Genomic DNA, 26,242 nt, shown 5'->3' on the forward strand with positions numbered 1-26,242 from the left:
TGATCGAGTAACAGGACCTTTACATGATCGCTTGCCTGCGGCTGCTCACAGCCCTCTGCCTCGCCGCCCTGCTGGCAGCCTGCGCCAGCTCGCCCTCATCCAGCCTGGGCGAACTACCACGCACCCCGGACGCCAGCATCGAGCAACTGCTCGAAAAGGCAGCTTCCAGCAAGTCTGCGGAAGACGCCGCGCTGCTGCGCCTGAGCGCGGCCGACCTGGCCTACAAGCAGAAGGACTTCCCACGCGCCGCACGCATTCTCGAGCAGGTCCCGCTGGACACGCTCAAGCCGGCCCAGCAAGTGTTCGCCAGCACCCTCGCGGCCGAGCTGGCCATGAGCCGCAACCAGCCCAAGGCAGCGCTGACCGCCCTGGCCCACCCCAGCCTGCAGCGCCTCGCCGAACTGCCGGCAGACCTGCAAGCGCGCACCTACAGTGTGCACGCCGCCGCGCTCGAAGCCGATGGCCAGGCCCTGGCTGCCGCACAGCAGCGCATCCTGCTGGCCCCGCTGCTTGGCGGCCAGGCCGCCAGCACCAACAATGACGCCATCTGGGCCTTGGTCGCCTCGCTGCCTGCAGAGCAACTGCAGCAGCCAACCAACGATCAGACCCTGGCTGGCTGGACCAGCCTGGCCTTCGCCGTGAAAAGCGCCGGCACCCTGGAGCAGCAGCAAGCGGCCATCGAAGCCTGGGTCAAACAGCACCCGGACCACCCTGCCGCCCAGCAACTGCCGCTGGCCCTGACCAAGCTCAAGGAGCTGGCCAGCCAGCCGCTGACCAAGATCGCCCTGCTGCTGCCTCAGGAAGGCCCGCTGGCCGGTGTAGCCCGCGCCCTGCGCGATGGCTTCATGGCCGCCCACTTCCAGGCCCAGCAAAGCGGCCAGCCAGCGCCTGCGGTGCAGGTGTTCGACAGCTCACGCATCGGCTCGCTGGACGACTTCTATCGCCAGGCGCAAGCCGCCGGCGTGCAACTGGTCATCGGCCCGCTTGAAAAGCCATTGGTCAAACAACTGGCCGCCAAACCACAGCTGCCGATCACCACACTGGCCCTGAACTACGCCGACGCTGGCCAGAAGGCGCCGCCACAACTGTTCCAGTTCGGCCTGGCTGCCGAGGACGAAGCCCGCGAAGTGGCCCGCCGCGCCCGCGCCGATGGCATGGTCCGCGCCGTTGCCCTGGTGCCGAGCGGCGAATGGGGTGACCGTGTCCTGGCCGCCTTCCGCCAGGACTGGGAAGGCAATGGCGGAACCCTGCTCGCCGCCGAGCGCATCGCCCAGCCGGTCGCCCTGGCCCAGCAAATTGCCGACCTGTTCCAGCTGCGCCAGAGCGAAGGCCGCGCCAAGAGCCTGCAAAGCACAGTGGGCGGCAGCATCGCTGCACAACCGTCGCGCCGCCAGGACATCGACTTCATCTTCCTCGCCTCGACCCCACAACAGGCGCAACAGATCAAGCCGACCCTGAACTTCCAGTACGCCGGTGACGTGCCGGTCTATGCCACCTCGAACCTGTACAGCGCCAGCGGTGACGTCAACCAGTACAATGACATGAACGGCATCCGCTTCTGCGAAACACCGTGGCTGCTCGACACCAGCAACAGCCTGCGTCAACAGGTTGTACAGCAGTGGCCGCAAGCCGCTGGCAGCCTCGGCCGCCTGTATGCCATGGGCGTCGATGCCTACAGCCTGGCGCCGCGCCTGGGCCAACTGAAAGCGCTACCGGACAACCGCGTCCTTGGCCTTTCGGGCAGCCTGAGCATCAATGCCAACCAGCGCGTCGAACGCCAGCTGCCTTGGGCCGAGTTTAGCGGCGGCCAGGTCAAGCGCCTGCCTGACACCGTGCGTTGATGGCCGCAGCATCGCCTACCCGTGCCGGGCAAGCGGCAGAAACCCAAGCCCTTGAGTACCTTCAGGGGCAAGGGCTGCAGTTGCTGGCACGCAACTGGCGATGCAAAGGCGGTGAGCTTGATCTGGTCATGCTCGACGCCGATACAGTAGTATTCGTCGAAGTCCGCTACCGGTTGCACGCGGGCTTCGGAGGCGCCCTCGACAGTATCGACGGGCGCAAGCAGAAACGGTTGGTGCTTGCCGCCACCCTGTTCCTGCAAAAGGAGGCCCACTGGGGCAACTACCCCTGCCGCTTCGACGTGGTCGCCCTGCAGGGTAGCCACCATGCAGGCAGACCGCTTCAATGGCTGAAAAACGCCTTCGAATGCTGAACCCACTTCGTTTTTTTTGCTCTATGTATCGCGGGCTGGTCGTTGTTGCGCGTAGCAAAGGCCACCGCCCCATTTAAGGTCACCAGATGGACATGCAATCCCGAATTCGCCGGCTGTTCGAGGCCAGCATCGAAACCAAGCAACAGGCAATGGACATCCTGGCACCGCACATCGAGCAGGCCAGCCTGGTCATGGTCAATGCGCTGCTCAACGAGGGCAAGATGCTCGCCTGCGGCAACGGCGGCTCGGCCGGCGATGCCCAGCACTTTTCATCGGAGCTGCTCAACCGCTTCGAGCGCGAGCGCCCCAGCCTGCCAGCTATCGCGCTGACCACCGACAGCTCGACCCTGACCTCGATCGCCAACGACTACAGCTACAACGAAGTCTTTTCCAAGCAGATCCGCGCCCTGGGCCAGCCCGGTGACGTTCTGCTGGCGATCTCTACCAGCGGCAATTCGGCCAACGTGATCCAGGCCATCCAGGCCGCACATGACCGTGAAATGATTGTCGTAGCATTGACGGGTCGCGACGGCGGCGGCATGGCTTCGCTGCTGCTGCCCGAGGACGTGGAAATCCGCGTGCCTTCGACAGTTACCGCGCGTATCCAGGAAGTCCACCTGCTGGCGATCCACTGCCTGTGCGATCTGATCGACAGCCAACTGTTCGGGAGTGAAGAATGACCCCTATGCGCCTCGGCCTGATGGCCCTGACCCTGTGCCTGAGCGTCACTGGTTGCAGCTCGGTACTCACCTCTACCCGCAATTCGCCGATCGAGGACGATCGCGGCACGCGCACCATCGGCAGCAAGATCGACGACTCGCTGATCGAGACCAAGGCCGCCGTGAACATTTCCAAAGCCAACCCAGACCTGGACAAGGGCTCGCACATCGTTGTCAGCAGCTACAACGGCATCGTCCTGCTGGCCGGGCAGACCCCGCGCGCCGACCTCAAGAGCCTCGCGGAGCAAACCGCCAGCCAGGTCCAGCGGGTCAAGAAAGTGCACAACGAGCTGCAAGTGATGCAGCCCTCCTCCATTCTGGCGCGCAACAACGACGCCTGGCTGACCACCAAGATCAAGACCCAGATGCTGACCGACAGCGCCGTGCCCAGCTCGCGCATCAAGGTGATTACCGAAAACGGCATCGTCTACCTGCTGGGCCTGGTCACCCGTCAAGAAGCCAACTCGGCCACTGCCGTGGTGCAGGGCGTGTCGGGCGTGCAGAAGATCGTCAAGCTGTTCGAGTACATCGATTGACTCAGTGATTGCCTGGACAGGCCAAACAAAAAAGGCGATCCATCCGGATCGCCTTTTTTGTTACTTGACCACTTTCAGGCTTGGCCGGCCAGTCGGACGCGGCGGCTGCCCTCCATCGTCTGGCGGGCCATCGTCATCCGGCTGCACATCATCGTCTTCCAGCTCGTCGCCATCCATCAAAGACGGCTCCAGCTCGAAGACCATACCTTGGCCATTTTCGCGGGCGTAGATACCCAGGATTGCACCAACCGGCACGAACAGCGAGTGAGCCACGCCACTGAAGCGGCCCTCGAAGCTGACTGCATCATTGTCCATGTGCAGGCTACGCACGGCACTTGGCGAGATATTCAAGACGATCTGGCCATCACTGGCGAAACCATCCGGCACCTGAACTTTCGGGAATTCGGCATTGACCAGCATATGGGGCGTGCAATCGTTGTCGACGATCCACTCGTACAGTGCTCGAACCAGATAGGGGCGACTGGAGTTCATCAACGGCTCCTTAAAGCTTGCGCATTTCACGTTCTACGGAGGACAGGCTCGCCTGGAAAGGCTCGCGGGCGAACTGGCGCTCCATGTAATCCAGCAGCGGCTTGGCTTGCCGCGGCAATTCGATACCCAACACCGGCAAACGCCAGAGTATGGGCAATAGACAGCAATCGACCAGGCTTTGCTCATCACTCATGAAGCAGGCGAACTCGCTGAACAACGGCGAGACCCCGGTCAGGCTTTCGCGCAAGGCCTTGCGCGCTTCGGTTCGGGCAGCTTCACTGCTACGCGGGTCAAGCACGGTATCGGCCAAGGCACACCAGTCGCGCTGGATGCGGTGCATCAGCAGACGGCTGTTGCCACGCGCTACCGGGTATACCGGCATCAGCGGCGGGTGCGGGTAACGCTCCTCGAGGTATTCCATCACCACGGTCGATTCATACAACGCCAGGTCACGATCGACCAAGGTCGGCACACTGCCATAAGGGTTGACCTCGGCCAGCTTCGGCGGCAGGCGGGCGGGATCGACATCGATCAACTGCACGCTGACGCCCTTCTCGGCCAGAACCAGGCGCACCCGATGAGAATAGTGATCAGCGGGATCGGAATAGCAGGCTAACCTGTTGGTTGCGCCCATGTAGCGGCTCCTCGCACGGATGCTTGTGCAACTTTAAATGAAAACGCGCCCGGGGTGGCCTGGCAATACTGCTAGGCCACCCCGGGCGCGTTCAACAACCAGAAACTACTGCGTGATCAGTGCACGTCCTTCCAGTATTCACGCTTGAGCAAGTAGGCGAATACGAAGAAGAAAGCCAGATACAGCAACACATAGGTGCCGATGCGCTGGCTTTCCAGTTTGACTGGGTTGGCCGAATAGGCCAGGAAGGTCACAAGGTTCTTGACCTTCTCGTCGAACTGCTCGGCCGTCAGGGTACCGGAATTCGGCGTAATGGTCAGCTGATCGCAAGCTTCATGGGTCAACGGGCTGCCGGTCAACGGGTCGAATTGCTTCTTGCCATCGACCACCGTCTGCACCTGCTTGCAACCCACTACCTGGTTACCTTGCAGACCCACCAGCACGTTAGGCATGCCGACGTTCGGGAATACCTTGTTGTTCACCCCATAAGGGCGGGATGGGTCCTCATAGAAACTGCGCAGGTAGGTGTAAAGCCAATCGGTACCGCGCACGCGGGCGACCAGGGTCAGGTCGGGCGGCGCAGCACCGAACCAGGTCTTGGCGTCGCTGGGCTTCATGCCGATCTGCATGTGGTCACCGATCTTGGCACCTGTGAACACCAGCTTCTCGAGCATCAGTTCATGCGGGATACCCAGGTCATCAGCCACCCGCTCGTAGCGCTGGAACTTGGCACTGTGGCAACCCATGCAATAGTTGGCGAAGGTACGCGCGCCGTCCTGCATGGCGGCCTTGTCAGTCAGGTCGATATCGACCTTGTCCAGCTCCAGGCCATGTTCGGCAGCGAAGGAAAAGGCGGGCATCACTGCCAGCAAAAATACTGCAATCAACTTTTTCATCAGCCAGTCACCCTTTCCGGAACCGGTTTGGTCTTCTCGAGCCTTGTGTAGAACGGCATCAGCAGGAAGTAGGCGAAGTACAACACCGTGCATACCTGCGACAGCAAAGTACGCCCAGGTGTCGGTGCCAGTACGCCCAGCACGCCGAGGATGACGAAGGACACGCAGAACACCAGCAGGAAGACCTTGCTGATCCAGCCCTTGTAACGCATGGAACGCACCGGACTGCGGTCGAGCCAAGGCAGTACGAACAGCACGGCGATGGCCGCTCCCATGGCAATGACGCCCATCAGTTTGTCAGGCACCGCACGCAGGATTGCGTAGAACGGTGTGAAGTACCACACCGGCGCGATGTGCTCTGGAGTCTTGAAGGCGTTGGCCTGCTCGAAGTTAGGTTTCTCCAGGAAATAACCGCCCATTTCAGGGAAGAAGAACACCACGGCGCAGAACACGAACAGGAACACCACCACGCCGACAATGTCTTTGACGGTGTAGTACGGGTGGAACGGAATACCATCCAGCGGAATACCGTTTTCGTCCTTTTTCTTCTTGATGTCGACGCCATCAGGGTTGTTCGAACCCACTTCGTGCAAGGCGAGGATGTGCAATACCACCAGGCCGAGAATCACGATTGGCAGGGCAACCACATGCAGGGCGAAGAAGCGGTTCAGGGTGATGCCCGAGATCAGGTAGTCACCGCGGATCCACTGGGTGAGGTCATCACCGATCACCGGGATGGCACCGAACAGCGAGATGATCACCTGGGCGCCCCAGTACGACATCTGCCCCCATGGCAGCAGGTAGCCCATGAACGCTTCAGCCATCAGCGCCAGATAGATCAGCATGCCGAACAGCCAGACCAGCTCGCGTGGCTTCTGGTAGGAGCCATAGAGCAGGCCGCGGAACATGTGCAGGTAGACCACGATGAAGAACGCTGACGCCCCCGTGGAGTGCAGGTAGCGCAGGATCCAGCCGTATTCCACGTCACGCATGATGTACTCGACCGAGGCGAACGCCTCTTCCGCCGAGGGCGTGAAGCTCATGGTCAGCCACACGCCGGTCACGATCTGGTTGACCAGCACCAGCAATGCCAGGGAGCCGAAGAAGTACAGGAAGTTGAAGTTCTTGGGTGCGTAATACTTGCTGAGGTGGTCTTCCCACATCTTGGTGGCGGGGAAGCGAGCATCAATCCAGTCCATGAACTTGCTCATCATGCGTTCTCCTGGTCGACGCCAATGACGATGATCTCGTCCGACTCATAAGAGTGCGGTGGCACGGGCAGGTTGAGAGGCGCCGGCTGGGACTTGTAGACACGACCAGCCAGGTCATAGTGAGAGCCGTGGCACGGGCAGAAGTAACCACCCACCCATTTCGGCCCAAGGTCGGCGGGCGCCACTTCTGGCCGGAAGGTGGGCGAGCAGCCCAGGTGCGTGCACAGGCCGACGAGAATGAGAATTTCCGGCTTGATCGAGCGAACCTCAGGGTCGACGTACGCTGGCTGTACCGAGGCCTTGGACTCGGGATCGGACAGGTCACCCGTGATTTTTTTCAGATTGCCAAGGATTTCCTCCGTTCGCCGCACGATGAATACGGGCTGGCCACGCCACTCGGCCACCATCTGCTGCCCTGCCTCGACCTTGGCGATGTTGACCTTCACCGGTGCACCCGCGGCTTTCGCCTTGGCACTGGGAAACCATGACCCCACGAACGGTACCGCAGCCCCCACTGCCCCCGCCGCCCCGACCACGGATGTCGCGGCTACGAGGAAGCGGCGCCGGCCTGCGTTGACGCCGTCATTGCTCATTCAGTCCTCTCCCATCAGCTTGCTTGGCCAGTTGGACCTGGCCTGTACTTAGGTTGTGTCAATGGCACTAAAAATTGGCCGCCATGGTAAGAAACAAATCCACACACTGACAAGGTGATTACCCCGGCAAGGGCGACAACCCACGCTTTGCTTGATCTACGTCTATGCGACAAGCGGCCACTGACTGCTGACAGGTTAGTTCAAGGCTAAAAAAAAAGCCCGGTTCCAAGGAACCGGGCTTTTTTCGACTGCCGAAGCGGTATTAACGCTTGGAGTACTGAGGACGCTTACGCGCTTTACGCAGACCCACTTTCTTACGCTCAACTTCACGAGCGTCGCGGGTGACGTAGCCAGCACGACGCAGAGCGCCACGCAGGGTTTCGTCGTATTCCATCAGAGCGCGGGTGATACCGTGACGGATCGCACCGGCCTGACCGCTGACACCACCACCGGAAACGGTGACGTAGATGTCGAATTTCTCAACGGATTCAGTCAGCTCGAGCGGCTGGCGAACAACCATGCGAGCGGTTTCGCGACCGAAGAACACGTCCAGAGAACGGTTGTTGATGGAAATGTTACCAGTACCCGGACGCAGGAATACGCGAGCGGTTGCGGTCTTGCGACGGCCAGTGCCGTAATTTTGAGTCGCCGACATAATGAACTATCCCGTTAGATCTTCAGTTCTTGAGGCTGCTGAGCAGTGTGTGGGTGAGCAGCACCCGCGTACACTTTCAGCTTGCGGTACATGTCGCGACCCAGCGGGTTCTTAGGCAGCATGCCTTTGACCGCAGTTTCGATAACACGCTCAGGGGCCTTGGCGATCAACTTCTCGAAGTTGATTTCCTTGATACCGCCTGGGAAACCGGAGTGGGAGTAGTACATTTTGTCGGAAGACTTGGCACCAGTCACACGAACCTGCTCGGCGTTGATAACGACGATGTAGTCGCCGGTGTCAACGTGAGGGGTGTATTCTGGTTTGTGTTTGCCACGCAGACGGGTAGCGATTTCGGTAGCCAGACGACCCAGGGTCTGGCCAGCGGCGTCGACTACGAACCACTCGCGCTTTACTGTTTCCGGTTTAGCAGTAAAAGTTTTCATTCTCTAAAGCCTCAGAGGCCGCCCAGCGAAAAATAGACGGCGAATCTTACTGGATAGTGCACAGCTTGCCAAGGGCAAGCGCGCAGCCGAACACAGACGCTTTTGGGGGCTCGGGTCGGGCACGCCAATGTTCGACGGGGTTCTTCCTGCGTGATGGTGCATCACTTCCGCCACGCGGAGAGGGGCTGAATTATCCAGATTGCGCGAAAAATTTCAACCTGCTTTGATTGGCTTCTATCGCCAAGGAGTGAATAACCGATGGAATACCGCCAGCTCGGCCGTACCGACCTCAACGTCAGCGCCCTGTGCCTGGGCACCATGACCTGGGGCGAGCAGAACATCCAGGCCGAGGCCTACGAACAGATTGCCCGGGCCAAGGCTGCCGGGGTCAACTTCATCGACACCGCCGAGATGTACCCGGTCCCTCCCCGCCCGGAGACCTACGCGGCCACCGAGCGCATCATCGGCAACTGGTTCCGTGACCATGGCGACCGCGACGCGTGGATCCTGGCCAGCAAGGTGGCAGGCCCGGGCAACGGCATCAGCCATATCCGTGACGGGCAGCTCAAGCACAACCGTCAGCACATCGTCGCGGCGCTGGACGAAAGCCTCAAGCGCCTGCAGACCGACCGCATCGACCTGTACCAGTTGCACTGGCCAGAGCGCAGCACCAACTTCTTCGGCAAGCTGGGCTATCAGCACCTGCCGCAGGATCACTTCACCCCACTGGAAGAAACCCTCCAGGTGCTCGACGAGCAGGTACGTGCGGGCAAGATCCGCCACATCGGCCTGTCCAACGAAACGCCGTGGGGCACCATGAAATTCCTGCAGCTGGCCGAGAGCCGGGGCTGGCCACGGGCGGTATCGATCCAGAACCCGTACAACCTGCTCAACCGCAGCTTCGAGGTGGGCCTGGCAGAAGTGGCCATACGCGAGCAATGTGGCCTGCTGGCCTATTCGCCGCTGGCCTTCGGCATGCTCTCGGGCAAGTACGAGAACGGCGCACGGCCAGACAATGCACGCCTGACCCTGTTCAGCCGCTTTGCCCGTTACTCCAACCCACAGACCGTGGCGGCCTGTAGCCGCTACGTGCAGTTGGCCCGCGAGCACGGCCTGGACCCGGCGCAAATGGCCCTGGCGTTCGTCACCCGACAGCCGTTCGTGACCAGCAACATCATTGGCGCCACCAGCCTGCAGCAACTGGACAGCAACCTGGCCAGCCTTGAACTGAACCTGAGCGCCGATCTGCTGACAGCGATCGAAGCCATTCATCAGGAGCAGCCCAACCCGGCGCCTTGAGCCAAACACTGCGCCCCGCTTCGCGCCGCTGTTACATGGGGTAGACACAATCGCCAAAAAATAAGACGATCCAGCCGGTGATTGACCACTCTACCCTATAAGAACAATGACAATGATGTTTACCCAACCCTCAGCGTCGCTGCGGCGCGTCAGCATCCTGGCCATTGACAAGGTGTTCGCTTCGACCTTGATGCAGGCCAAGGACTTCTTCCACCTCGCCAGCCTGCGCTACAGCAAGCAGCTGGGCCTGGGCTTGCAGCCCATGTTCGAAATCCGCCTGGTGAGCCCCGACAGCCAGCCCGTGGACAGCTTCAGCAATGTGCAGTTACCGGTTGACGGCGGCCTGGACGACGCTGATGTGATCATCCTCCCTGCCTACTGGGATGATTTCGACAACCTGCTGCAACGTTATCCACAGGTGCTGCCGTGGCTGCGTGAACAGCACGCGCGTGGCGCGGTGCTGTGCGCCGAGGCCAGTGGTGTATTCTGGCTGGCCGAATCCGGCCTGCTCGATGGCAAGGAGGCGACCACCTACTGGCGCTTCTTCAACAGCTTTGCCGAACGCTTCCCGCAGATCCGCCTGAACCAGGACAAGCACCTGACCGATGCCGACAATATCTATTGCGCCGGCGGTGCAACTTCAGCCTGCGACCTGTACATCTACCTGATCGAACGCTTCTGCGGTGCCAACGTGGCCCGTGCGGTGTCCCGCGATATCCTTTACGAAGTGCAACGCAACTACACCCCGGGGCGCATGGGCTTTGGCGGGCAGAAGCTGCACCAGGACCTGATCATCCTGCAGATCCAGCACTGGCTGGAGGAGCACTTCGCCGACAAGTTCCGCTTCGAGGATGTGGCCCGCAACCACGGCATGAGCATCCGCAACTTCATGCGTCGCTTCCAGGGCGCAACGGGTGACAAGCCGCTGCATTACCTGCAACGGTTACGCATCGAGACAGCCAAGGGGTTGTTGTCGAGTACGCGCAAGAGCATCAAGACCATCAGTTACGAGGTGGGCTATGACGATGCCAGTTTCTTTGCGCGGCTGTTCCGCCAGCATACCGAGTTGTCGCCGAACCAGTATCGGCAGCAGTTCATGCAGGAAGCCTGAAAGGCTTCCGGTGCGGCAGGTTTCGAGCTTCAAGCGACGAGGAAAAACCAGAGCGGATCGCGCATTGCCCTGAATTTTCCTTGCCGCCTGAAGCTTGCCGCTGGCGTCAGGGCTTGTGTGCGCGCGCCAGGAATTCGTGCGACTGCATCTCCAGCAACCGGCTCAGGGTACGCTGGAACTCGAAGCTCAGACGCCCACCGGTATACAGGTCCTTCAACTCCACCTCGGCCGAGATGATCAGCTTGACGTTGCGATCGTAGAACTCGTCCACCATGTTGATGAAGCGGCGGGCGATGTCGTCGGTGGTGACGCCCATCTGCTCCACGTTGCTCAGCAATACGGCGTGGAAGATCTTGCCCAACTCAATGTAGTCGTTCTGGCTGCGCGGCCCGTCGCACAGGTCGCGGAAGTCGAACCAGGCGACGTCGTCGCAAGTACGCAGGGCATTGATCGGGCGGTTCTCGATCATCAGCACGTCGTTCTCGATCGCCTGGGTGCACTCAGGGGTGAGCGCCTTGAAGCTGGCGCGCATGCTCTGGTGCGCCGCGTCATCGAGCGGGAAGTGGAACAGTTCGGCCTGCTCCAGGTGACGCAGGCGGTAGTCGACCCCGCTATCGACGTTCACCACGTCGGTGTACTGCTTGATCATGGCGATGGCCGGCAGGAAGCGCGCACGCTGCAGGCCGTCCTTGTACAGGCCGTCCGGCACGATGTTGGAGGTGGCCACCAGCGACACGCCATTCTTGAACAGCTCTTCCATCAAGGTGCCGAGGATCATGGCGTCGGTAATGTCCGACACGAAGAATTCGTCGAAGCAGATCACCTTGGCTTCTTCGCTGAAGCGCCTGGCAATGATGGTCAGCGGGTTCTTCTCGCCCTTGAGGGTTTTCATCTCCTCGTGCACACGCTTCATGAAGCGGTGGAAGTGCGTACGCATCTTCTGCTTGAACGGCAGCGCTTCGTAGAAGGTATCAACCAGGTAGGTCTTGCCTCGCCCCACCCCACCCCAGAAGTACAGGCCCTTGACCGGAGTCTGCTCCTTCTTGCCGAACAGCTTGCCGAACACGCCCGGCTTGTTGTTCTGCGCGTGCACCAGGTCGTCGTACAGGCGCTGGAGGTGACGCACCGCAGTTTCCTGCGCCGCGTCATGGAAGAAGTCGGGACGTTTCAGATCTGCTTGATAGCGTTCTAAGGGAGTCATGATTCGTTAGCGAGGCAACAAAAAACGGGCCGTCACTGTAGCGACAGGCCCGCTTAATGGCAATCAGTCTGTGGGAGCGGGCGTGCCCGCGAACACCGGCAAAGCCGGTGCCATGCACCGCGGCGCCTGTTTCGCGGGCATGCCCGCTCCCACACGGATAGCGCCAGCTTTCAGAAATTGAGCAAGACAGTTGCTCCCACCGTTTGGCAGCCTCAGTCCTGCTGTGGTGCCAAGGCTTCGTTCAGGCTCTGAATGGCCGCATCACGGGCTTCAGCGTTGTCGAACTGCGGCCCGTCGGCGACCTGCTCGCCATTGAGCCACAGGCCGAAACTCAGGCCTTCGACGCGCACATCAACCTCGCCACCTTGCTGCAGCTGCTTGCTCACGGCGCCGGCACTCTTGCCGTCGGCGAAGCTGCGCGACAACAGCAGTTGCTCGCCGTCAGCGGCCAGCAGGCGGAAGCGGAAGCTGCCGTCTTCATCACGGAAGCTGACAAAACGCGCGCTCTTGGTGGCTTTTTTCTTCACTTCGGCGGTGGCCTGCACGCTGCTGCGGAATGAACGCAGGCCAACGGCCTCGCGCAGCTGCTCGAGGAACGGCGTGGCGATCTTGCGGGCCTTGGCGGCGCCAGCCAGCAGGATGTCTTCCAGGTCCGCCGGCCGGGCGATCAACTGGTGATAGTACTCGCGCTTCTCGGCCAGCTGGCCGTCCAGCAGCTGGAACAGGCGCTGCTTGGCATCGCCCCAGCCCAGGCCCTGCAGCAGCTCTTCGCGGAAACCGGCGCATTGTTCAGGCGTGGAGAAGGCCTGGTACAGGGTGAACAGGTGCGCGTTGTCCGGGTCTTTCGCCTCACCGGGCGCGCGCGAATCGGTGACGATGCGCGAGATGGCGTCTTTCATGTCCTTGGCGCTGGTGAACAACGGGATGGTGTTGTCATAGCTCTTGGACATCTTGCGCCCGTCCAGGCCCGGCAGGGTCGCCACGCTTTCCTCGATCACAGCCTCCGGCAAGGCGAAGAAGTCCTTGCCTTGGCCGAACAGGTGATTGAAGCGCTGGCCGATATCGCGGGCCATTTCCACGTGCTGGATCTGGTCACGACCGACCGGCACCTTGTTGGCGTTGAACATCAGGATATCGGCGGCCATCAGCACCGGGTAGCTGAACAAGCCCATGGTCACGCCGGCGTCCGGGTCTTCACCGTTCTCGACGTTCTTGTCCACCGAGGCCTTGTAGGCATGCGCGCGGTTCAGCAGGCCTTTGGCGGCAACGCAGGTCAGCAGCCAAGTCAGCTCGGGGATTTCCGGGATGTCGGACTGGCGATAGAAGGTCACCTTGTCCGGGTCCAGGCCACCGGCCAGCCAGGTGGCGGCGATTTCCAGGCGCGAGCGCTGGATGCGCAGCGGGTCGTCGCACTTGATCAGGGCGTGGTAGTCGGCCAGGAAGTAGAACGAGTCGACACCGGGCTGCTGGCTGGCACGGATCGCCGGGCGGATGGCGCCGGCGTAGTTGCCCAGGTGCGGAGTGCCGGTGGTGGTGATACCGGTAAGAATGCGCGTGGTCATGGGTGTTCGCTTATTCAGGCTTGGCTCAGTTCGAAAGGCGCGGCAGCAGCAGATCCTTCAGATCGGTCAGCTTGCCATGGAAGAAGTGTCCGCATTCTGCCACTTTCAGCAGCTCATGGGGACGCGGCAGGCTTTCGGACCATTCGTAAACCAGCTGCGGCGCGACGACTTCGTCGGCGTCCGGCTGCACCAAGGTGAGCGGGCAGCGCTGCGGCAGCGGGAATTCGGCGGTCAGGCGCATGACTGCCGGGGCGATCATGAACAGGTGCTGCAACTCGACGCCTGCCGTTTCAAGGCGCCCGGCCAGGCTGGTGGCAACGAAACCACCGAACGAAAAGCCCATCAGCACCAACGGTAGCCCGGGGTGCCTGGCACGCAGCCATGCTGCAGCGGCCTCGGCATCGGCCACTTCGCCAGCGCCCATGTCGTGGCTGCCGGCGCTCTGGCCGACGCCACGGTAGTTGAAACGCAGGGTCACATAGCCGGCATCACGTGCGGTGCGCTGCAGGGTCGAGACCACCTTGTTGAGCATGGTGCCGCCCTGGACCGGGTTGGGGTGGCAGATCAGCACCGCGCCACGGGCATTGGCCACGTCCAGGTACAAGGCTTCCAGCTGGCCGCTGGGGCCATCGATGAACAAGGGGGTTTCGCGGACAAGCAAGGCACTACTCCGTGACCTCGGGAAGGGTCGATTCGTCTAGGTGTGAAATTCTGTTCTGATTTGCGATCGCTCGCGGTATACAGCGCAGGTCTGAGCCGTTAACGTAAAGCAAAGCCGTTTATAGAGGAAGGACTCGTGGAACTCTCGCTCCTTGTTTGGTTGTTGCCAACCCTGGCCCTGGTCATCGGTGTGGCAGTCGGTTTCATTGTTGCCCGCCTGCTGCCCAATGCGGCCCCGAGCAACACCCAGCGTCAACTGGATGACATCCAGAAGCGCTTCGACAGCTACCAGAACGAAGTGGTCACCCACTTCAACAGCACCGCCATGCTGGTCAAGAAACTGACCCAGAGCTATCAGGACGTACAGGATCACCTGGCTGAAGGCGCCAACAGCCTGGCCCTCGATGACGTCACCCGCCAACGCCTGCTGGCTGCGCTGCACTCCGATGCACCGCAAGGCCCGCGTGACCGCCTGACCCCACCTAAAGACACCGCCGAAGTGCCGCGCGACTATGCGCCGAAAGCGCCTAACTCGCCGGGCATGCTGGATGAGAGCTACGGGCTCAAGCGTTGATCTGAATGTGACAAAGGCCTCGCAAGAGGCCTTTTTTGTGGGCTGGATTCACTGGCCCCTTCGCGGGCACGCCCGCTCCCACAGGCTGGACTGCCCCCAAGAAGTTGGACACCAATCCAACCCTTGGGGGATCTATGGGTAAGTACACCGAGCAATTCAAGCTCACAGCGATCACAGCCTACCTGGATGGCAGCAACGGTTTCCGAAAGGTGGCTCAACACTTAGGTATCGATTTCAGCCTGCTTCGACGCTGGGTGGCCAGTTATCAGGCCAATAATGGCATTGGTCCAGGCTCGCATGGGCGGCGCTATACCAGTGTGAATCGCCCCTGGTTTCGTAGACACCTCCAAGCCTCATAATGAGGCCCAAATAGGAGGTGCCATGAGTCGTCAGCGTTACCCTGAAGAATTCAAGATCGAAGCGGTCAAGCAAGTCACCGAGAAAGGCAAGCCCGTCGCCGATGTTGCCCAGCGCCTGGGCATGTCCGTGCACAGCCTTTATGCCTGGATCAAGGTCTACAGCAAGCCCCAAGAGCAGCGTCAGCAAGACGACGATCAGCAGGCCGAACTGCGCAAGCTGCGCGCTGAACTCAAGCGCGTGACGGAAGAGCGAGACATCTTAAAAAAGGCCGCCGCGTACTTTGCCAAGGAGTGCGGTTAAAGTACGCCTTCATCAAGAAGCACTCGACTGATTACCCGGTGCGGCGCCTTTGCCAAACCCTCAAGGTGCACCCCAGCGGCTACTACGCCTGGCTGGCCGAGCCTCAATCTGCCCGAGCAAAAGAAGATCAACGTCTGCTTGGCTTGATCAAACACGCTTGGCTAGAAAGCGGAGGCGTATACGGCTACCGCAAAATTCACGATGACCTACGTGAGCTAGGAGAGGAATGCGGACGAAATCGAGTCGGGCGCTTGATGCAGGCGGAGGGGCTGCGTTCGCAAACGGGCTATCGGCGGCGTCCAGGGTTTTACGGTGGTAAACCAACAGTGGCCTCGCCCAACCACCTCGCGCGGCAGTTCAATGTCAGTGAACCGAACAAGGTCTGGGTGACAGATATCACTTACATCCGCACCTATGAAGGATGGCTCTACCTGGCGGTAGTGCTGGATCTGTTCTCACGCCAAGTAATTGGTTGGTCAATGAAGCCAAGGATGTGCAGCGACCTCGCTATCGACGCAATGTTGATGGCTGTGTGGCGACGCAAGCCACAGCAGCAAGTGATGATTCACTCAGATCAGGGTAGTCAGTTCAGTAGCTCAGATTGGCAAAGCTTCTTGAAGGCTAACAATGTAATCAGCAGCATGAGCCGGCGGGGAAACTGCCACGACAATGCCGTAGCCGAGAGCTTTTTCCAGCTTTTGAAGCGGGAGCGAATCCGACGAAAGATCTACACAACCCGTGAAGAAGCCCGAAGTGATATTTTCGATTACATCGAGATGTTCTATAACCCTAAACGCCGACACAGCAGTGCTATGCAGCTGTCTCCAGTAGAGTATGAGAAACGCTATTTCCTGAGCTTGGAGAGTGTCTAGGAAACCAGGGGCGATTCACAGCGGCGATTACCCGCTTCGTTGCGACTACCATCTCCTCGCTTGCGGTAGGCACCCTCGCGATGGCCTGGCCATCAACGCTGGGTAACAGTGAGCGCAGGTACCTAATCAGCACCTCACTAGCCAGCCTTACGCCGCCCGGCGGGCCGGACCTTGCAGCCTTGGCTCTGTCATCAACCAGCATCGACTTACCGTATTTGTTGGCAGGGGCCGAGCATGACAACGGCCTGGACCTGTATGTGGTGCCTGGGGACAGACCAGTACCGGTGCGCACGGCGACATTCGACACTGAACGTCTGGTCTACAGCCTTGCACTGGAAAATCCGCAGCGGATTCTGACTTGGACACCGGCCAACGCGCCGGGTGGTGAAGAAGGAAGCTCCACCACCTTGCCGCCAGCAGCGCCCGGTACCGTCGTTTACACCGGCAGTACCCTGAACCCCGTCAGCACCGAAACAGAGGGTTACCCGGCGCTGGACTTGCTGGACCAGGAACGGTTGATCATCACCTTTCCCATGGACTCGGGTTTACCCCCTATTCTGGTGTTGTTCAAGAGTCCGCGATACGAGGCTGGTACATCAACCGGGAACGGTGCACAGGTAACAGATACATGGCGTAAATCGGCAGCCAGCCTCGAAGGTGCTCCAATTCCTGCTCAGATTGCTGATCTTCTAAGGGATAGAGAATATAGGAGTTTTAACGCGTTCCGGCGGCAATTTTGGAAGGCGGTGGCTAATGACCCCGAGCTTTCGAAGCAGTTTAGCCCTCAAGACATCCGTCGAATGAGAAAACATGGATACTCGCCTTGGGTCGATAGAGATGACAAGTATATGAGCAAACGCTCCCACGAAATTCACCACGTCGTGCCTATCAGCGAGCAAGGTGGTGTATATGACATGGACAACTTAATAAGTTTGACGCCCAAAGCCCACAACCACATTCACTATGGAAAAGACGGTCTTGAAAAATAAACTTGAAGATTACACAAAACAAGAGTTCCTTACCTTCCTCCAAATGATCGATACAGCTATCGAGGATGAGCCAGACAACGTACTGGTACCTTTGATTGAACATTTTGAGAAAATTACCGAGCATCCGTCTGGTAGTGATCTTTTTTTTAGACCGCAAGGCAGCAACCGGGGTGAGCCTGAGCAAGTACTTGAAATAGTCGAAACGTGGCGCCTGGCCAATGGCAAAGAAGGTTTCAAAGCTAGCTGAATAGAATGAGGCCCTGATCACCCAGGGTCTCTACATATCCGGATGCCATGACGCGCCGCTGAGAATGCTGGCACCGCACCCGGAGTCATTTGGCAAATTTACCCGGCAGTTTTTCATCCAAAGCGGTGGAGGATAAACAGGCTCCAAGACTACTCCTACAAATCACCAGGAACGATCCTACTGACATACAGCCTACCCCTGACATACAGAAAGCTGGTCCCAGGGCACACTTTCCCTGCCTTTCACCCAGGGACGACTCCATGGCCAGCCTTCTTCCAGAATTCATCATCCGTAAACTCGCAGGTCAAACATTCCACAGCTTCGACCATTTCTCCCAAGCTTTCTGGCTGGCGATCGCAGAAGACCCAATCTACAGCCAGCAATTCATCCCCGCCCAACTCAACCGCCTCAAGAAAGGCTGGCCCCCTCGCGCGCCATTCCATGAAACGTAAGCGCTCCATGAACCCCACATTCAAAGCGCTTACCTGATCCCCGATGCTGTGCTCCCGATTTCTTTCTGGAGCTCGCCGACCATGATGCGACCCGACGCCAAAGTCGAAAAAGTGTACCTCTACCCCAAGCCCGTCGACTTTCGAAAATCCATCGATGGCCTGGCCGCGCTGGTCGAACTCGATATCAAGGTGGCGGTGTTCGACCCAGTGCTTTTCGTCTTCCTCAACAAGCCTCGCAATCGCGTGAAAATCCTTTATTGGGAGCGAAACGGCTTCTGCCTCTGGCTCAAACGCCTGGAGTCCGAACGTTTCAAAACTTCACCTGATCCGACTGACGTCGCCATTGTCCTGACCGTTCAGGAACTGAACTGGCTGCTCGATGGCTTCGACCTCTGGCGCAACCGTCCGCATCAGGTTTTGACGCCTCGATACGTCGCCTGATTCGGTATAATCCGCGGCATGATTTCCATGCCCGAAAACCTCCCTGACGATCCTGTTCTGCTCAAGCAACTGCTTGAGCAGATGATCCACGAGCGCGCGTCCGACAAGGGCAAGATCGTTCATCTCGAAGAGGAAGTTGCGCTGTTGCGCCAGCGCTTGTTCGGGCGCAAGACCGAGCAGACTGGCGATGCGGCGACACCACAGTTGCCACTCTTCGACGAAGCGGAAAGCCTGGCCGAGCCCTTGGATGAGGCTGACGACGAGGAAGTCGTTGCGCCAACCAAACGCCGTGGCAAGCGCAAGCCGCTGCCAGCTGATTTGCCGCGTATCGAAGTTGTCCACGAACTGCCCGAGCATGAACTGACCTGCGCTTGTGGCTGCCGTAAACATGCCATCGGTGAAGAAGTCAGCGAACAACTTGAAATCGTCCCGATGCAGATTCGCGTCATCAAACATGTTCGCAAGGTGTACGGCTGCCGGGACTGCGAGTCAGCGCCCGTAACGGCGGACAAGCCCGCCCAGATGATCGAGAAAAGCATGGCCAGCCCGAGTGTGCTGGCCATGCTGCTGACCACCAAATACGTAGACGGCTTGCCGCTTCACCGCTTCGAAAAAGTGCTGGGGCGTCACGGTATCGATATCCCGCGCCAAACCCTGGCACGCTGGGTGATTCAATGCAGCGAGCACTTTCAGCCGCTGCTGAATCTGATGCGCGAAAGCCTGTTGAACAGTCGGATCATCCACTGTGATGAAACACGTGTGCAGGTGTTGAAAGAGCCGGGGCGTGAGCCCAGCAGCCAATCCTGGATGTGGGTACAAACCGGCGGCCTACCTGATCGCCCGGTGATCCTTTTCGACTACGCCACCAGCCGAGCGCAGGAGGTGCCGGTGCGCCTGCTGGACGGCTATCGCGGCTATGTCATGACCGACGACTACGCCGGTTACAACGCGCTGGCTGCACAGGACGGCGTGGAGCGGTTGGGCTGCTGGGCGCACGCACGTCGTAAGTTCGTCGAAGCGCAGAAAGTGCAGCCCAAGGGTAAAACTGGGCGGGCAGACATCGCACTGAATTTGATCAACAAGCTCTATGGCATCGAGCGCGACCTTAAGGAAGGCAGCGATGAAGATCGCAAGCTGGCCCGCCAAGCGCGCAGTCAACCAGTGCTGGCCCAGTTGAAAAGCTGGACAAAGAAAACGCAGCCCCAGGTCACGAGCCAGAATGCGTTGGGTAAAGCCATCGGCTATCTGGCCAGCAACTGGAGCAAGTTAGAACGCTACGTCGAGCAAGGAGACTTGCCGATCGACAACAACGCTGCCGAGCGCGCGATCCGCCCGTTTGTCATCGGCAGAAAGAACTGGTTGTTCAGTGACACGCCCAGAGGGGCGACGGCCAGTACGCAACTTTACAGCCTGGTCGAGACGGCCAAAGCCAACGGCCAAGAGCCCTATGCGTGGCTGCGCCACGCACTAGAGCGCCTGCCGCAGGCGTCCTCCGTGGAAGACTACGAAGCGCTGCTGCCGTGGAATTGCAAGCCTAAAATACATAGTTAAGTGCTACCCCCATCGTGGGTCAGATGGGGCCTACGAAGCGCTGAAGGACAAGAGCGGGGTGACGACCATGGAATACGACGAAAAACTGATTGAAGACGCAGTGCTTGCCTTGTTGGCAGCCTATAGCTCCGACAAAGGTAACGCGTGGAAAGGATTTGACTTCGAGATCATGAATCGACTGCATGAACAGGGTTTCATCAGTGATCCAGTTAATAGAAACAAATCTATCTGGTTGACGGCGGAGGGGCTGGAGCGAGGCCGACAGCTAGCTGACCAGTTGTTCGGGTTGAAGAGTCAAGCGGGGCAGGTGCCCGACTCGAATACCTGATTTTCCCGTCCTTCATGTAACGGGTTGGGTTTATGGATCGCTTACCATGAAACGGCAAAGGGACTGCGCTCGTATCAGATATGCCACCTGAACCCGCCCGAGTGGGGTGGGCTGATGTACGACGCTGAAAACCTGCGGATCATGAGCGCTATGCAATACGCGCTTTCTTCGGAGACAACATGGTAATCAGCTTGAAGCACAGCCTCACCGACTACACCCACGGTGAGTTCCGGTCGATTGTTGGGGCGTTGATTCAGGCGACAGGCTCGCGTGATTCGCAGGACCGATTGCTGGAGCATTTTATCCATGTGGTTGAGCATCCTGATGGCGCCGACCTTATCTATAGCCCCGACAAGGGACGGGGAAGATGCTCCGAGCAGGTCATGGCGCGCATCTTGGAATGGAGAGCCTCAAAGGGGCTCGCAGTGTTCAGAATTAAAGATAGCTAGCCGCCCGGGTCTGGATACAGCTCTGAGGCTAGCGAAGAACCTTTGGGAACGGCGGTGCAAGGCACCGGCCTTGCCGGTGTTCGCGGCTAAAGCCGCTCCTACACTGATTGTGAAAACTTTCAGATTGTCAGCAAGGCAGTTGCTCTTACAGGCACCACACAAACCAGGACTACGCGCATAAAAAAACCCGCCGAAGCGGGTTTTTTTTTCAGGCTAGCGCTTAAATCGCGCCACGCTGACGCAGCACGTCCAGCACCTGTTTCACGCCCTCGTCCACGCTGGTGGCCTGGGTGTCAATCACAAGATCAGCATCCAATGGCACATCGAACGGGAAGCTTTCACCCGGGATGTTGTCGCCACCGGCAGCGTACAGGCCTTGCGGGTCACGCTCGCGGCAAACCAGCGGCGAGGCCTGGACGTAAACGGTCACCAGGCGTTCCTTGCCGATCAGCGCCTTGGCCTGTTCGCGGCCTTCGGCATCCGGGGCCACGAACGCAGCCAGGGTCAGCATGCCGGCTTCGTTGAACTGGCGCGCCACATGGGCGGCGCGGCGCCAGTTCTCGGTACGGCCAGCGCGGTCCTGTGGCAGGCCCTTGTTCAGGTCGTGACGCAGGTTCTGGCCATCGAGCACGTACACCGCACGGCCCATGTCGAACAGCTTGCGCTCAACGGCATAGGCCAAGGTGCTCTTGCCAGCACCCGACAGGCCGCTGAACAGCACGGTGGCTGGCTGCTGGCCGAAGCGCAGGGCGCGCTCTTCGGTGGACACGTGGGCCTGCTTGCCATGATGGCCGGTGCTGCCGTGTGGCAACACTGGCGGGGCGATGATCATGCCGGCGCCAACGGTGCCGTTGGTCAGGCGGTCGATGACGATGAACGCACCGGTGGTGCGGTTGCTGTCGTAACCGTCGAGGGCGATCGAGGTGTCCAGGGCTACCTTGACGCGGCCGATCTCGTTCAGCTGCAGCGCGCTGGCAGCGCCCTGCTCCAGGGTATTCACATCGACCTTGTGGGTGATGCTGGCAATCGAGCCTGGCACGTAGCTGGTGGCACGCTTGATGTCGTATTTCTTGCCCGGGAGCATCGGCTCCTCGGCCATCCACACCAGCATGGCGTCGAACTGGTCGGTGACCGGCGGGACGTTGTCGGCATGTACCAGCAGGTCGCCACGGGAGATGTCGATCTCGTCTTCCATGGTCAGGGTCACGGCCTGGCCTGGGCCGGCGTTTTCCAGTTCACCTTCGTAGGTGACGATGGACTTGACCCGGCTGCTCTTGCCCGACGGCAGCACGACAATCTCGTCACCTTTGTGCACCACGCCACTGGCGATGGTGCCCGCGAAGCCGCGGAAGTTCAGGTTGGGACGGTTGACGTACTGCACCGGGAAACGCAGGTCGGTGAAGTTGCGGTCGGCCGAAACCTCGACGGTTTCGAGGATTTCCATCAGCGTCGGGCCGGCGTACCACGGCGATTGCTCGCTGTGGTTGACCACGTTGTCACCCTTGAGCGCCGACATCGGCACGAAGTGCAGGCTGCTCGGGGTCAGGTTGATGGCTTCGGCAAACTTCAGGTAGTCGGCCTTGATCGACTCGAAGACGCCTTCATCGAAGCCCTTCAGGTCCATCTTGTTGACCGCGACCACGATGTGCTTGATGCCCAGCAACGACGCGATGTAGCTGTGGCGACGGGTCTGGGTCTGCACGCCGTAGCGGGCATCGACCAGGATGATCGCCAGGTCGCAGGTGGACGCACCGGTGGCCATGTTGCGGGTGTACTGCTCATGGCCCGGGGTGTCGGCGATGATGAACTTGCGCTTGGCGGTGGAGAAGTAGCGGTAGGCGACATCGATGGTGATGCCCTGCTCGCGCTCGGCCTGCAGGCCATCTACCAGCAGCGCCAGGTCGACTTCTTCGCCGGTGGTGCCGACTTTCTTCGAATCGCGGGTGATGGCCTCGAGGTGGTCCTCGTAGATCATCTTGGAGTCGTGCAGCAGGCGCCCGATCAGGGTGCTCTTGCCGTCATCCACGTTGCCGCAGGTGAGGAAACGCAGCAGTTCTTTACGCTCGTGCTGAGCCAGATAAGCGAGGATATCTTCGCTGATCAAATCGGATTGGTGCGACATGGAGTAACCCTGAAAATTAGAAGTAGCCCTGACGTTTTTTGTCTTCCATGGAACCGGCGCCATCGTGGTCGATGACCCGGCCCTGGCGCTCGGAAGTGCGCGTCAGGAGCATTTCCTGAATGATGTCGGTGAGCGTCTCGGCTTCCGATTCGACAGCGCCCGTCAGCGGGTAGCAGCCGAGGGTACGGAAACGCACCTTCTTCTTGACGATGCGGGCTTTTTCTTCCTCGGAGAGGTGCTCGAGGATGCGCTCGTCGTCGATCATGATCAGGGTGCCGTTCTTCTCGATGACTTCACGCTCGGCGGCGAAGTACAGCGGCACGATCGGGATGCCTTCAAGGTAGATGTACTGCCAGATGTCCAGTTCGGTCCAGTTCGACAGCGGGAAGACGCGGATCGACTCGCCCTTGTTGACCTTGCCGTTGTACACGTTCCACAGCTCGGGGCGCTGGTTCTTCGGGTCCCAGCGGTGCTTGCTGTCACGGAACGAATACACACGTTCCTTGGCCCGCGACTTCTCTTCGTCGCGGCGCGCACCGCCGAAGGCAGCGTCGAAACCATGCTTGTCCAGCGCCTGCTTCAGGCCTTGGGTCTTCATGATGTCGGTGTGCTTGGAACTGCCATGGGTGAACGGGTTGATACCTTGCGCCACACCCTCGGGGTTGACGTGGGTGATCAGCTCCAGGCCCATTTCCTCGACCATCTTGTCGCGGAAGCTGTACATCTCCTGGAATTTCCACTGGGTGTCGACGTGCATCACCGGGAACGGCAGCTTGCCCGGGAAGAAGGCCTTGCGCGCCAGGTGCAGCATCACGGCGGAGTCCTTGCCGATCGAGTACAGCATCACCGGGTTGTCGAACTCGGCGGCCACCTCGCGGATGATGTGGATGCTCTCCGCCTCCAGCTGTTTCAAGTGCGTCAGTTTGTCGACCATGGCTACTCACGAAAAACGATCTTATGGACGGCCTGCGGGCCGTGTTCGAGCGAACCACTTTATCACAGCAGCTGCTTCTATTTAGGAGGCTGGCTAGATCGAAAAAGTCTAACGATATGACTGGGGGTTTGGGCTGGCAGGGCCGGCCTCTTCGCGGGTGAACCCGCTCCTACGAGGCCCGCGCGTAGGAGCGGGTTCACCCGCGAAGGGGGCGATACCGCCTTCAGATGGGATTCGGGCAATCGATGAACAGGTGCTCCACGGCAAACCGTCGTGCCAGGTAATCGCCCAGTGCCTGCACCCCGTAGCGCTCAGTGGCATGGTGCCCGGCAGCAATGAAGCTGACGCCATTCTCGCGCGCACTGTGGTAGGTCTGCTCGGACGCCTCGCCGGTCAGGTACAGGTCGACCCCGGCGGCAATCGCCGTGTCGATATAGCCCTGCCCGCCGCCGGTGCACCAGCCCACCCGGCGGATCATCTGATCGCCTTCGACCAGCAACGGCTCACGCCCCAGCACCTCTTGCACCCGCCGGGCAAAATCGCGCGCGGTCATCGACTCGGCCAACGAACCGACCAGGCCGACCACCTTGGGGTTTTCCGGGTCAAGTGGCCCTTCGACAGTGATCTCCAGTTGCCGCGCCAGCTGCACGTTGTTGCCCACTTCCGGGTGCACGTCCAAGGGCAGGTGGAACGCCAACAGGCTGATATCGTTATTCAGCAAGGTCTTCAGGCGACGCTGGCGAATGCCGGTGATGCACGGGTTCTCGCCCTTCCAGAAATAACCATGGTGCACCAGCACCAGATCGGCCTCGGCCTCGACCGCGGCATCCAGCAATGCCTGGCTGGCGGTAACACCACTGACAATACGGCTGACCTGCGGCCGGCCTTCGACCTGCAGGCCATTTGGGCAATAATCCTGGATCTTCGCGCTGCCCAGGTAACGCTCGGCTTCCTCGACCAGGGTGTTTAGAGCGACGGCCATGAAAATCTCCTCGAAAACTGCGCTTTTCTCGGGCGCAACGCCTGACGAACGCCCGTATAATGCCGGCCATTATGGGCCGTCGCTGTCACTGGGGGAACCGGTGTATGATCGCGCGCGCTCATGCCCCACTGCCAGGCCGCTGGCCCCTGCTCTTTCCAGGATTCGTTCATGTTCAAGGCTTTGCGTTACTTCGGCTGGCCCCTGCTTACCGGCATACTGATCGCCATGCTGATCATCCAGCGTTTTCCGCAATGGGTCGGGCTGCCCAGCCAGGACGTCAACCTGCAGCAAGCGCCACAGACTACCCGGATCATGCAAGGCCCGGTGTCGTACGCCGACGCCGTGACCCTGGCCGCCCCGGCGGTGGCCAACCTGTACACCACCAAGGTGGTGAACAAAAGCGCCCACCCGCTGTTCGAAGACCCGCAGTTCCGCCGCTTCTTCGGCGATAACCTGCCCAAACAGCGCCGCTGGGAATCAAGCCTGGGTTCGGCGGTAATCATGAGCCCAGAGGGCTACCTGCTGACCAACAACCATGTCACCAGCGGCGCCGACCAGATCGTCGTAGCCCTGAAGGATGGCCGCGAAACCCTGGCCCGCGTGATCGGCAGCGACCCGGAAACCGACCTGGCGGTGCTGAAGATCGACTTGAAGAACCTCCCGGCGATCACCATCGGCCGTTCCGACACTATTCACATCGGCGACGTGTCGCTGGCCATCGGCAACCCGTTCGGCGTCGGCCAGACTGTGACCATGGGCATCATCAGCGCCACTGGCCGCAACCAGCTGGGGCTGAACAACTACGAAGACTTCATCCAGACCGACGCGGCGATCAACCCGGGCAACTCCGGTGGCGCGCTGGTGGATGCCAATGGCAACCTGATCGGCATCAATACCGCGATCTTTTCCAAGTCCGGTGGCTCGCAGGGCATCGGCTTCGCCATCCCGGTAAAACTGGCACTGGAGGTGATGAAGTCGATCGTCGAACACGGCCAGGTGATCCGTGGCTGGCTGGGTATCGAAGTACAGCCACTGAGCCAGGAGCTGGCAGAATCGTTCGGCATGAAGGACCGCCCAGGCATCGTGGTGGCGGGTATCTTCCGCGAAGGGCCCGCGGCCAAGGCCGGGTTGCACCTGGGTGACGTGATCCTGAGCATCAATGGCGAGCCGGCCGGCGACGGGCGCAAGTCGATGAACCAGGTAGCGCGGATCAAGCCCAACGAGAAGATCACCATCGAGGTGATGCGCAACGGGCAGCAGTTGAAGCTGATCGCCGAGGTGGGGCTGCGGCCGCCACCGGCGCCGGCTGCCAGCCAGGAAGAGAAATAAACCCAGGGCCGCGTTGCGGCCCTTCGCGGGCACGCCCGCTCCCACAGGAATTACGCAGGCTCCAAAGCCAGCGCTAAACCTGTGGGAG

The 26,242-nt window shown here is 60.1% G+C and carries 30 protein-coding genes; 17 read left to right on the forward strand and 13 right to left on the reverse strand.

Annotated features, from left to right (window positions below; all coding sequences use genetic code 11):
- Nucleotides 1-23: 23 nt before the first annotated feature.
- The 4 genes from PRJ_RS22805 (at nt 24) to PRJ_RS22820 (ending at nt 3,467) form a co-directional block, all read left to right on the forward strand.
- The gene (locus tag PRJ_RS22805) at nt 24-1,841 is read left to right on the forward strand and encodes a penicillin-binding protein activator (RefSeq protein ID WP_104962517.1); all 1,818 of its coding nucleotides are present in this window, start codon (nt 24-26) and stop codon (nt 1,839-1,841) included.
- Nucleotides 1,841-2,212, forward strand: coding sequence for a YraN family protein (locus PRJ_RS22810; protein ID WP_020190054.1), 372 nt, complete (start codon nt 1,841-1,843; stop codon nt 2,210-2,212). Before PRJ_RS22805 ends, PRJ_RS22810 begins: the two co-directional genes overlap by 1 nt.
- A gap of 86 nt (nt 2,213-2,298) precedes the next feature.
- Entirely contained in the window at nt 2,299-2,892 is a 594-nt protein-coding gene (locus PRJ_RS22815; protein WP_012053657.1) for a phosphoheptose isomerase, read from the forward strand.
- Nucleotides 2,889-3,467, forward strand: a complete 579-nt coding sequence (locus PRJ_RS22820; protein ID WP_019439045.1) for a BON domain-containing protein — start codon at nt 2,889-2,891, stop codon at nt 3,465-3,467. Before PRJ_RS22815 ends, PRJ_RS22820 begins: the two co-directional genes overlap by 4 nt.
- Before the next feature lie 60 nt (nt 3,468-3,527).
- Here the strand turns inward: PRJ_RS22820 and PRJ_RS22825 are convergent, their stop codons facing one another.
- The 7 genes from PRJ_RS22825 to rplM form a co-directional block, all read right to left on the reverse strand.
- The gene (locus PRJ_RS22825; protein WP_104962518.1) at nt 3,528-3,959 is read right to left on the reverse strand and encodes a ClpXP protease specificity-enhancing factor; all 432 of its coding nucleotides are present in this window, start codon (nt 3,957-3,959) and stop codon (nt 3,528-3,530) included.
- Between the two features lie 10 nt (nt 3,960-3,969).
- Nucleotides 3,970-4,593: a glutathione S-transferase N-terminal domain-containing protein gene (locus PRJ_RS22830; protein ID WP_014592290.1), complete on the reverse strand. Its 624-nt coding sequence runs from the start codon at nt 4,591-4,593 to the stop codon at nt 3,970-3,972.
- 116 nt (nt 4,594-4,709) lie between these two features.
- Complete coding sequence (locus PRJ_RS22835; RefSeq protein ID WP_010952439.1) at nt 4,710-5,489, reverse strand: cytochrome c1; 780 nt, start codon at nt 5,487-5,489, stop codon at nt 4,710-4,712.
- Nucleotides 5,489-6,700, reverse strand: a complete 1,212-nt coding sequence (locus tag PRJ_RS22840) for a cytochrome bc complex cytochrome b subunit (protein WP_010952438.1) — start codon at nt 6,698-6,700, stop codon at nt 5,489-5,491. Before PRJ_RS22840 ends, PRJ_RS22835 begins: the two co-directional genes overlap by 1 nt.
- A complete protein-coding gene (petA, locus tag PRJ_RS22845; RefSeq protein WP_003251823.1) occupies nt 6,700-7,293 on the reverse strand; it encodes a ubiquinol-cytochrome c reductase iron-sulfur subunit in 594 nt (197 codons plus the stop codon). The genes PRJ_RS22840 and petA overlap by 1 nt, the downstream gene beginning before the upstream one ends.
- A 262-nt stretch (nt 7,294-7,555) precedes the next feature.
- A complete protein-coding gene (rpsI, locus tag PRJ_RS22850) occupies nt 7,556-7,948 on the reverse strand; it encodes a 30S ribosomal protein S9 (protein ID WP_003251821.1) in 393 nt (130 codons plus the stop codon).
- A 14-nt stretch (nt 7,949-7,962) separates the two neighbouring features.
- The gene (gene rplM / locus PRJ_RS22855; RefSeq protein WP_003251819.1) at nt 7,963-8,391 is read right to left on the reverse strand and encodes a 50S ribosomal protein L13; all 429 of its coding nucleotides are present in this window, start codon (nt 8,389-8,391) and stop codon (nt 7,963-7,965) included.
- Between the two features lie 258 nt (nt 8,392-8,649).
- Between rplM and PRJ_RS22860 the strand changes: the two genes are divergently transcribed.
- Nucleotides 8,650-9,690: an NADP(H)-dependent aldo-keto reductase gene (locus PRJ_RS22860; RefSeq protein ID WP_104962519.1), complete on the forward strand. Its 1,041-nt coding sequence runs from the start codon at nt 8,650-8,652 to the stop codon at nt 9,688-9,690.
- 190 nt (nt 9,691-9,880) lie between these two features.
- A complete protein-coding gene (locus PRJ_RS22865) occupies nt 9,881-10,801 on the forward strand; it encodes a GlxA family transcriptional regulator (protein ID WP_172402841.1) in 921 nt (306 codons plus the stop codon).
- A 106-nt stretch (nt 10,802-10,907) separates the two neighbouring features.
- On the opposite strand, the gene zapE is transcribed toward PRJ_RS22865, so the two are convergent.
- The 3 genes from zapE to PRJ_RS22880 all read right to left on the reverse strand — a co-directional run bounded on the left by zapE (nt 10,908) and on the right by PRJ_RS22880 (nt 14,225).
- Entirely contained in the window at nt 10,908-12,002 is a 1,095-nt protein-coding gene (gene zapE, locus PRJ_RS22870) for a cell division protein ZapE (RefSeq protein ID WP_064490729.1), read from the reverse strand.
- Between the two features lie 212 nt (nt 12,003-12,214).
- Nucleotides 12,215-13,564 (reverse strand): tryptophan--tRNA ligase, encoded by a 1,350-nt coding sequence (locus tag PRJ_RS22875; protein ID WP_019752497.1) that lies wholly within the window; start codon nt 13,562-13,564, stop codon nt 12,215-12,217.
- Nucleotides 13,565-13,589: 25 nt separating this feature from the next.
- Complete coding sequence (locus tag PRJ_RS22880) at nt 13,590-14,225, reverse strand: alpha/beta hydrolase (RefSeq protein WP_104962520.1); 636 nt, start codon at nt 14,223-14,225, stop codon at nt 13,590-13,592.
- A 135-nt stretch (nt 14,226-14,360) separates the two neighbouring features.
- Here PRJ_RS22880 and PRJ_RS22885 point away from each other — a divergent pair, with 135 nt between their 5' ends.
- The 10 genes from PRJ_RS22885 to PRJ_RS22935 all read left to right on the forward strand — a co-directional run bounded on the left by PRJ_RS22885 (nt 14,361) and on the right by PRJ_RS22935 (nt 20,787).
- A complete protein-coding gene (locus PRJ_RS22885; protein ID WP_010952432.1) occupies nt 14,361-14,798 on the forward strand; it encodes a YhcB family protein in 438 nt (145 codons plus the stop codon).
- A gap of 134 nt (nt 14,799-14,932) precedes the next feature.
- Complete coding sequence (locus PRJ_RS22890; protein WP_104962521.1) at nt 14,933-15,157, forward strand: transposase; 225 nt, start codon at nt 14,933-14,935, stop codon at nt 15,155-15,157.
- Nucleotides 15,158-15,179: 22 nt separating this feature from the next.
- Nucleotides 15,180-16,330, forward strand: a protein-coding gene (locus tag PRJ_RS22895; protein ID WP_104960814.1) for an IS3 family transposase whose coding sequence is annotated in 2 segments (ribosomal slippage) — nt 15,180-15,414 and nt 15,414-16,330 — 1,152 coding nt in all. Because the reading frame shifts where the segments join, the coding sequence is not laid out codon by codon here.
- A 179-nt stretch (nt 16,331-16,509) separates the two neighbouring features.
- Nucleotides 16,510-17,319, forward strand: coding sequence for an S-type pyocin domain-containing protein (locus tag PRJ_RS22900; RefSeq protein WP_256597875.1), 810 nt, complete (start codon nt 16,510-16,512; stop codon nt 17,317-17,319).
- The gene (locus PRJ_RS22905) at nt 17,309-17,566 is read left to right on the forward strand and encodes a bacteriocin immunity protein (protein ID WP_104962522.1); all 258 of its coding nucleotides are present in this window, start codon (nt 17,309-17,311) and stop codon (nt 17,564-17,566) included. Before PRJ_RS22900 ends, PRJ_RS22905 begins: the two co-directional genes overlap by 11 nt.
- A 260-nt stretch (nt 17,567-17,826) precedes the next feature.
- Nucleotides 17,827-18,018, forward strand: a complete 192-nt coding sequence (locus tag PRJ_RS22910; protein WP_256597876.1) for a hypothetical protein — start codon at nt 17,827-17,829, stop codon at nt 18,016-18,018.
- 81 nt (nt 18,019-18,099) lie between these two features.
- A complete protein-coding gene (gene tnpB / locus PRJ_RS22915; RefSeq protein WP_010954006.1) occupies nt 18,100-18,459 on the forward strand; it encodes an IS66 family insertion sequence element accessory protein TnpB in 360 nt (119 codons plus the stop codon).
- An 18-nt stretch (nt 18,460-18,477) separates the two neighbouring features.
- Nucleotides 18,478-20,010, forward strand: coding sequence for an IS66 family transposase (locus tag PRJ_RS22920; RefSeq protein ID WP_104962523.1), 1,533 nt, complete (start codon nt 18,478-18,480; stop codon nt 20,008-20,010).
- 67 nt (nt 20,011-20,077) lie between these two features.
- Nucleotides 20,078-20,338, forward strand: coding sequence for an IS66 family transposase (locus tag PRJ_RS22925; protein ID WP_010954796.1), 261 nt, complete (start codon nt 20,078-20,080; stop codon nt 20,336-20,338).
- Nucleotides 20,339-20,517: 179 nt separating this feature from the next.
- The gene (locus tag PRJ_RS22935; RefSeq protein WP_104962524.1) at nt 20,518-20,787 is read left to right on the forward strand and encodes a bacteriocin immunity protein; all 270 of its coding nucleotides are present in this window, start codon (nt 20,518-20,520) and stop codon (nt 20,785-20,787) included.
- Nucleotides 20,788-21,007: 220 nt separating this feature from the next.
- Here the strand turns inward: PRJ_RS22935 and cysN are convergent, their stop codons facing one another.
- From cysN to PRJ_RS22950, 3 genes are all read right to left on the reverse strand, one after another.
- The gene (cysN, locus tag PRJ_RS22940; protein WP_003251801.1) at nt 21,008-22,909 is read right to left on the reverse strand and encodes a sulfate adenylyltransferase subunit CysN; all 1,902 of its coding nucleotides are present in this window, start codon (nt 22,907-22,909) and stop codon (nt 21,008-21,010) included.
- Nucleotides 22,910-22,925: 16 nt separating this feature from the next.
- Nucleotides 22,926-23,843, reverse strand: coding sequence for a sulfate adenylyltransferase subunit CysD (cysD, locus tag PRJ_RS22945; RefSeq protein WP_003251799.1), 918 nt, complete (start codon nt 23,841-23,843; stop codon nt 22,926-22,928).
- A 223-nt stretch (nt 23,844-24,066) separates the two neighbouring features.
- The gene (locus tag PRJ_RS22950; protein WP_020191611.1) at nt 24,067-24,825 is read right to left on the reverse strand and encodes a Nif3-like dinuclear metal center hexameric protein; all 759 of its coding nucleotides are present in this window, start codon (nt 24,823-24,825) and stop codon (nt 24,067-24,069) included.
- A gap of 168 nt (nt 24,826-24,993) precedes the next feature.
- Between PRJ_RS22950 and algW the strand changes: the two genes are divergently transcribed.
- Nucleotides 24,994-26,154 (forward strand): Do family serine endopeptidase AlgW, encoded by a 1,161-nt coding sequence (algW, locus tag PRJ_RS22955; protein ID WP_014592300.1) that lies wholly within the window; start codon nt 24,994-24,996, stop codon nt 26,152-26,154.
- The last annotated feature ends 88 nt before the right edge of the window (nt 26,155-26,242 follow it).

It is taken from the genome of Pseudomonas sp. XWY-1, assembly GCF_002953115.1.
Taxonomy (GTDB): Bacteria; Pseudomonadota; Gammaproteobacteria; order Pseudomonadales; family Pseudomonadaceae; genus Aquipseudomonas; species Aquipseudomonas alloputida.